Source organism: Inconstantimicrobium porci, from assembly GCF_009696465.1.
Lineage (GTDB): Bacteria > Bacillota > Clostridia > Clostridiales > Clostridiaceae > Inconstantimicrobium > Inconstantimicrobium porci.
This window is the reverse complement of the sequence record NZ_VULX01000046.1, coordinates 1-8,111: the sequence shown is the minus strand read 5'-3', so window position 1 is coordinate 8,111 and position 8,111 is coordinate 1. Positions and strand designations below refer to the sequence as shown.

At 30.2% G+C, this 8,111-nt stretch carries 6 protein-coding genes and 2 rRNA genes; all 8 read right to left on the bottom strand.

Features of this window, described 5'->3' with window-relative positions:
- Positions 1–118: ribosomal RNA gene (locus FYJ33_RS15510) — 23S ribosomal RNA — on the bottom strand; the annotation flags it as partial.
- A 489-nt stretch (positions 119–607) separates the two neighbouring features.
- Positions 608–1,873, bottom strand: a complete 1,266-nt coding sequence (locus FYJ33_RS15505; RefSeq protein WP_206046728.1) for a glycosyltransferase family 39 protein — start codon at positions 1,871–1,873, stop codon at positions 608–610.
- A gap of 61 nt (positions 1,874–1,934) precedes the next feature.
- Complete coding sequence (locus FYJ33_RS15500; RefSeq protein WP_154532808.1) at positions 1,935–3,032, bottom strand: EpsG family protein; 1,098 nt, start codon at positions 3,030–3,032, stop codon at positions 1,935–1,937.
- A 6-nt stretch (positions 3,033–3,038) separates the two neighbouring features.
- Entirely contained in the window at positions 3,039–3,836 is a 798-nt protein-coding gene (locus FYJ33_RS15495; RefSeq protein WP_154532806.1) for a hypothetical protein, read from the bottom strand.
- Between the two features lie 2 nt (positions 3,837–3,838).
- The gene (locus tag FYJ33_RS15490; protein WP_154532804.1) at positions 3,839–4,909 is read right to left on the bottom strand and encodes a glycosyltransferase family 4 protein; all 1,071 of its coding nucleotides are present in this window, start codon (positions 4,907–4,909) and stop codon (positions 3,839–3,841) included.
- A 12-nt stretch (positions 4,910–4,921) separates the two neighbouring features.
- Positions 4,922–5,968, bottom strand: coding sequence for a DUF1015 family protein (locus FYJ33_RS15485; RefSeq protein ID WP_154532802.1), 1,047 nt, complete (start codon positions 5,966–5,968; stop codon positions 4,922–4,924).
- A 32-nt stretch (positions 5,969–6,000) separates the two neighbouring features.
- Positions 6,001–7,815 (bottom strand): aminotransferase class I/II-fold pyridoxal phosphate-dependent enzyme, encoded by a 1,815-nt coding sequence (locus tag FYJ33_RS15480; RefSeq protein ID WP_154532800.1) that lies wholly within the window; start codon positions 7,813–7,815, stop codon positions 6,001–6,003.
- Between the two features lie 207 nt (positions 7,816–8,022).
- Positions 8,023–8,111 (bottom strand): 16S ribosomal RNA (locus tag FYJ33_RS15475); the annotation flags it as partial.

The following is an 8,111-nucleotide window of genomic DNA, read 5'->3' as shown; positions in this document are numbered from 1 at the left end:
TTCAGAAATCTCCGGATCACTGGCTATGTGCGCCTACCCGAAGCTTATCGCAGCTTATCACGTCTTTCATCGGCTCCTGATGCCAAGGCATTCACCATGCGCCCTTTGTAGCTTGACCTTTTTGTCCGAAATTAACTGCGTATTACTTTGTCGACTTCCCTCATTGCGCTACTCATTTGCTATAAGCAAACTCCGTTGCTCGTTTGGTCGTCTCCGCGTACTACTTGTTCCTTTCGTCCAAAACAGATTATCTTAAATTAAAAACCTGTTTTAATATCACTAACAAAGTTACTAAAATCTAAATTCTCATTTGAATTTGACATTTGAGATATTACTTTAAATGTAATTTGTTTAACTAATATGCAATTTTCAAAGAACATTTATTTGTCACCACTCGTGGCGACATGTGTTATTATATAAATTTATTCCCCGCTTGTCAACACGTTTTTTCATTTTTTTCTCTAATTTATTTTTAAATAAATTGGAGAAAATATAAAAGTCACATCTTTTTTCTATCTTAAGACATAAAAATACACCTTAAGCTCCAAACATAATTCTGTAACCTAAGATGCATTTTAATATTTTGGGTATTTTATTGAGTAATATATTATTTCCTAAATTTAATTTTGTCACACAACTCTCCAACTGCTGGAGATGCCTGAAATAATATTAAAGGCATAAAATTCAACACATATCTTGGTGAAGTTTCCCAAATGCTCAAGAATATTACCAATCCTAAAATAGATACATATACAATAAAGTCTGTGTTATGCTTTCTTTTCTTTATTATCCCTATTAATCCAACTATAAATAAGAATATTAAAGTTATATGATATGCAAAGGATATATTTCTATAAACCTTAATTTTTGCAGGAGTAAACTTTTCAGTAGGTAAATATAATAAAGCATAATACGTTCCATCACCCCATGTGCAGATAGTCTTTTTCACAATATGTTTTGCCATACCACTTACACCATAAGAACAAATTTTTGCGTTTATTTCCTGTAAGTTAAATCTAATTTTATCATTATAAGTATTATGCTTTGAAGTTTCCACAACATCTTTCTCATCATAAAAACCAACTGCACTTAATTTAGAGTATGTAAGTGGAGCTCCATTTCCGAAGACCTCTTCATTGTAATATCCTGACTTTCCTAATCCCATCATAACCCAGTGTGTATACGGAAGACTCTTTTCACTCTGCCCCTTATGATTAATAGGCAGAACTAAATTAATACAATTACCCACAATAACACCTGTAATTATAAATGAACATAATGCAACGCCTATATTTATCATTTTAAGCTTAAAATTCTTTTTCATAATAATTTCAAATATTATAAATGCTATTAATAATATTCCAACTGTAGCCTTCATTTTAAATCCTAGGCAAGCTGTTACTCCCAATAATACTAATAAAATTATTTTCCTATAATTATTCTTATAACCAGTACACTCGTCACCAATGAATGTACTCAAATAAACAATTATAGCAATGAACGGCATGGACATTGTATCAGTATAGAACATTCCTACATACGTATAAAATGGCAGGAACATTATCATCATCATAACAAGTATAATGCTGTCATTATTTTTAAATATTCTTTTTGACGATAGATAAAAAAAAGTAACAGCTGTATCTATAAAGATAATATTTAATATTACAGCGCTAATCTTATAATTTACTACTCCCAAAAGCTTCATCAGTTTAAGCCATAAAGTCATTAATGCTAATAATGGTATATTATTAGGATACATCTCAAAGTACGAACCAATCTTATTTAATCCCTCTATATCTGCAAGTTTAACTGCCTGATTAAATATCACACCAAAATCAGCAGATGGCTTTACTTCATATTTAAACATCATAAGTAATTGTATTATTACTATAAAGACTAAAGAAATACCAAAAAAGCATTTCCTATCTCCTTTAACTAAACACATTCCTCAGAAATTCACTAATTAAATTTCTATAAGGCATAAACCTATCACTGCTGCTCATAATCTCAAAGTATAAATCCTTAAATGTAAACAGATATAATATCATCAGACCATTGAACATAATAATCTTATCTTTAACAGCATAAATAATCTGCGGAATTATTAGAATTTCTACAATTTTAAAATATAAAGCACCTCTTGTAGCAAGTGCTCCATTAAAGTTAAATGCAACATACATAAATATAGAAATAAGGTACGCCATAGATAGTATATTGTAGCATTCACAATTTTCCTTAATTTTATCTCTCAATACATAGAACAGCGTAAAAATTACCAGCCTTGATAAAAACGTAAGCTTAAATATTCCTATACCTCCAGCACTAGACATATAAGCAACATACTTATATGAAATATATGGCTGGTTTATAACCTTTAATACAACATAATCAATAACACCACTCTTAGAGCAGACAAAGAATACTCCTGATACAATCAAAGCAGTTGCTATAACTTTCTTATTTACATTTATACGCGCCAACCAGTACATTGGTAAAAACAGCACTGCTGAATAATGGAACATTATAGCCATCATCATAACTATCAAATACTTAAATAACTTCTTGTCTTTAATATACTTAATACTATATAAAGTAAAAGCTATTGCAAGCCCCTGTCTTATCTGTCCAAAATCCTGTATTATAAAATTAGCAGAAAAATATACTAATAATGATATAAAAGGATATACAGAATATTCTCTTATAACTTTATACTTAATAAATATACTTGCCATTGCAATCAACATTATCATTACAGGGAAACCAAGTCCAATTTTCTTTAATAAACATACAAATAAAGAAAAACCTATTTCCAGGTTATTACCTCTAAAATTAGACAAAGTAATATTATTATATATTCTTTCATATGAATTAAAATCATACCCAACTTGATATCTAAATCCAGCAATTATAAACATCAACATAAAACAGAAAATCAATAAAGTATTCTTATACTTTGGAAAAACAGCATCATCTGAAACATCTAAGAATGCTAGAATAAAGATAAAAAACAAAATCAATAAATAGATCATAAATAATTATCCTCTCGTATTATGAGATACTTTTATTCTTTCTTTAACATATTCTGCAATAAATCCTATAAATAATACTACAAATGCTGACCCTAATACAGCAATAGCTATTCCTTCAAGATACTTTTTCTTGCCTATACCAACTAATTGTTCTGATACATCACCTTTGATATATTCGTCACTATTAGTGTTAATAAAAACTTTTGCGTTGGCAAGTTCATTAAGTGCATCACTATATGCAGCTGATATATTAGATTCCTTGCTTAATCCTAATGAATTTATTTCATTTTTCATTATTTCAATCTTCTTTGTTAAAAGTTCAATTTCTGTTTTATAATATTGAGTCTGCACTCCTTTATAACATGAATTTAATGTATTAAAATATAACTCACATAATTTCTTTGCATTATCCTTATCTAATGTTGAAATAGTATATTTTAATTTATTTTCATCATCCTTATCACTTGATTCAACTGATACAACAGAATCAAGCCACTTTCTCTTATCTTCATCTTTGTTAGATTTTTGAGTTTTTCCATAAATCTCATTAAACTTGTCTTCGGCTATTATCTTATTGTAAAAATCATCACTCTGTTGAACTTTAGAAATCTTTAAATTTCTGTTTAGTAGCGAAGCGTCTTCTTCCACCTTCACTGTATTCTTAATTAAATATGTTGGCTGCTTTCTTTTTAGTTTATAAATAATAACTACGGATAAAATAACAGCTAAAACAACTATTACCGGTAGATATTTTCTAAATACCTTTTTAAATATGTCGTAATTATTTTCTTTTTGATTCGTCATAATTAAACTCCTTTTATTATATCATTCCATTTGTCCATAATATTTTTTACATCATATCTTTTTATATTATCTTTAGCATTGTTCCCCATGCTGATTCTCATTTCGTCATCCTTCATAAGTTTCAATACATTCTGAGCCAACTTATCAGTATTACAAGCTTCAACCAGCAGTCCATCCTCATTATTTATTATAATATCACTAGGACCAGTATGACAGTCAAAGCTCACAACAGGCAGCCCAAAAGACATAGCCTCTAAAAGTACCATCGGGAATCCTTCATACCTCGATGCCATTACATATATACTTGATTCAAGATACTGTTTTTGAACTTCGCTTATATGTCCTAAAAAGTTAACTGAATCTTCTACTCCATATTCCTTGGCAAGTTGCTTAATCTTTTCAAAGTCAGCTCCATCACCAGCGATTCTAAGTTCCCATGTATTGTCTTCCTTAACAACCTTACTCCATGCTTCAAGCAGCATGTCAAAACCTTTCTGAGGATGCATTCTCCCAACTGACAGTACTACTTTATTATTAAGCTTACTATACTCTTTAGGATAGAACACTAGTGGATTTGAAATACAGATAACCTTTGCCTTGCATTTTAAGCTTTTTTCATAATCTAATTTATCTTCTTCTGTTAATGTTACAATATAATCGGATGTTTTAACAGCGATTCTTCTAGCAATATCTCTTAACTTTGCTCCTAAATTTGTTCTAAAGTTAAAATGCTCCCATGAAATCACCTTCATGTTTCTATTTCTTGCAGCCAGAAAAGTGAAAATTCTAAGCATTACATCAACTTCTATTAAGACGTCAAATTTATACTTATCAAATATACCCTTAAGTTCTTTTACTATAGGTATAAAATTCTTTTTGTTATTGCCTGAACCATTTTCCATACAGATAACTTTTATTTTACTATTTAATTCAAATGAAGAACTCTCACATTTAACAAGACTCATAAGATATACATCATGACCTTCTTCAGCTAGCTTATTAGCAATAATTGTGGATACTCTTTCTGTTCCTCCTGTACTGGAGATGTTTCCTCCAAAAAAACATATCTTCATAAGTTCATCTCCTTATTGATATTTCTTAAACACAAGAAAAGATGGAAATTTAGGTGTAAACCACGTAGACTTTGGTGGCATTATACACTTTTTATCTATGGATTCTATAAATTCATCTTTATCCACAGGATATGTTTCTATCAATACATCATTCTGACTCAAGCTATAGTCTTCACCTTTTAATTCAGAATCAGAAGCATAACTAAGCCTATCAGTATTAAATATTCTAAATGCTTGGGAAATAATCTGTGTATTAAGTCTATACACGTCGTTGTTCCAGAATGCATCTGAGTTAAGTTCTATCAGCTTTACTACAAAGCTCTCATTCCTATAATTAATTCTTATTCTACCCTTACATAATGGTGTCTCACCAGGAAGCACATCAAACCTCCTGCATATAAATTCTTTAGCTTTATTGAATTCATTTTCCTTAACATCAGGTATTATACGATGTATAGGCATAATATTTAAATAATCAAAACTTACAACGCATGATAAAACCGAACTTTTAAAACCACATAAAGATGTTGTATAAAGACGATGATGACCATCTGCAACATATAGATTCTTTACATCGGAAAATTGTTTAATTATTTCATCTGCAGCATCTCCACAGAATACATACATATCAAGGTCTTTAAATTCAAATCTTTTTGTATATTTTCCTGAATTAATTATCTTTTGATAATCTATACTCTTTTTATGAGCTAGAAGCACAGGAGCAACTTCACAGTTATATCCATGAAGATTGCTCAGCATTCCCTGTATTGTATCTGACAATACAAGTTCATGACATCTTACATTACCATTATTATATTCTTCTATAGGTAGATCACATATGATTCCATATGCATCTTTATACCTATAAACGTATATAGTATTATCATAATTTTCAATCTTATCCTTGTTTAACACACTTTTTTCTGCTTCATCTAAAAATAAAGTTCTATCATCTAAATGTATTTGATTATGCTCAACATTAGCTAAGTTAATAAATTCAGAATCATAAATATTACCGCTAACATTAATAAATGATTCCTTTATGGCATTTATATTCATATGTGTTCACCCTTAACCTATCTTTCTCACTATTATTTTAATAATATTTTCATAGCTTCAACTAATTTTTCATTTTCTTCTGGTTTTCTCACAGCAATTCTGATGTACTGTCCATCGAATCCCTTTTTAGTTGATAAATCTTTTATAAAAATATCATATCTACTTAAAAGCTGTTCTGTAAGCTCTGTAGATGTATGCCCTCCAAGTACTTCACATAAAACATAGTTAGCTTGTGTTGGTATAACTCTTAAGTTTTCAATTTCTGAAAGCTTGCTCATATAATCTTTTCTTACAGTTTTAAATTTGTTTAGTCCTGCAACGTAATCACTCTTATATTTTTCACTTATCTGCATATAGAATTCGCCAAATGAGTTAATATTCCATATAGCAACATCTTTCTTTATATAGCTTATTACATCCACATTGTTAGAAACAAGCACTCCAAGACGTATTCCTGGTACTCCAAAAGACTTTGATATACTCTTTACTATAACAAGCTTAGAATACTCCTGAATTATTTCTTCATTTATTAATGATGTATCTTCTTCCTTATCAGCAAAATCTACAAATGATTCATCAACGATAAATGTTATACCCTTTTGTTCTGCCCAGGCCGCAACTCTTAAAACATCTTTCTTCATAATATAGTTACCGGACGGATTATCAGGATTTATTAATAAAAGTGTAGATATATCTTTATCATCATAGAAGTTTATAAGATCATCTGCATTGTATGAGTAATCTCTGTTTGATGGATGGAAAGCCACTATATCTTCCTTGTTTCTTCTGTTTGGATATTCTTCGAATGTTGGAAGTATGACTCCTATCTTTCCTCTTAATGTTTCCATTAATGATTTTATAAGTTCAGCCGCCCCATTACCTATAACTATCTGATCCTTATGAATTCCAAAATACTTTGCTGCTAAAAGACTGTTAACATCCATTCCAGATGGATAATCACCTATTAATCTGTCAAAGTTTGCTTTCATTTCATCAAGAAGTTTTGGAGTCGGGTAAAATGGATTTACCAGATAGCAGAAATCTATTAGTTTAGGATATCTCCAATATCCACCGTATCTCTTTTGGAACCTTGCAAGCTTCTCCTTAGTTGATGTTGTAAAGATTGATTCTGCTATATCTAGATCCTGAACATCATCTATTTCATACCATGATTGGCCATCTAAAACAGTTGCCTTAATTTCGGGTTTATCTAACAATGTTATGACCTTTAAAACCTGTTCATAGTATTCATTATCCCCAAGAGCTTTACAATATGCCTCTAAAAATGGAACATAATGTGTAGTTGAAAACTCTTTGCTGAATTTGTAAATATTAACTGTTTTATAATAATTACATATATCTTCAAACTTAAACTGTTTCTTACCCAAAAACTCTGTGATGTTGTTGTCTTCATCTAGAGTTACTACTGTACCATCCATCCAACTTTCATATTTGTCTACAAGAGCTAAACTTGGATAAGGATCATTTACTATCTTCTCTAAAACAGAATCTTCAAATATCAAATCAGATTCTAATAATAAAGTATCTTCTTCTAACAGGCACTTCCTTGCAAGATAAAGTGAATATATATTATTTGTTTTGTCATATATCTTATTTTCAAAATAATTTATCGGTGTCTTTATATTTAAAGTTCCTATGTAATCCTTTAATTTTTCACCTTTGTATCCTATTACTATATTTATGCTTGATAGGTTTAGCCTATCTAATTGTGACAGCATTCTTTCTATCATTGTAACACCATTTACTTTAACCATGCACTTAGTGTTATTATTAGTTAATTCCTTTAATCTTTTGCCCATACCTGCGGCTAATATTACTGCTTGCATTTTTAACCTTCTCTCATTTAATTTCAATTTCATACATTTTTATCTCAATTATAATATTTTTACTATGTTTTGTCTAACACATATTGTTACAAACAAAAAACGCACTAGAAAACTAGTGCGTTACTTAATCTTTCAAAATTAAACAGAGGAAAAACCAGTCTTCGTGTACCACGATGAGCATTTCTGCCATCGTGATGTTCTCCATAGAAAGGAGGTGATCCAGCCGCAGGTTCTCCTACGGCTACCTTGTTACGACTTCACCCCAATCGCTGACCCTACCTTCGGCCGCTGCCTCG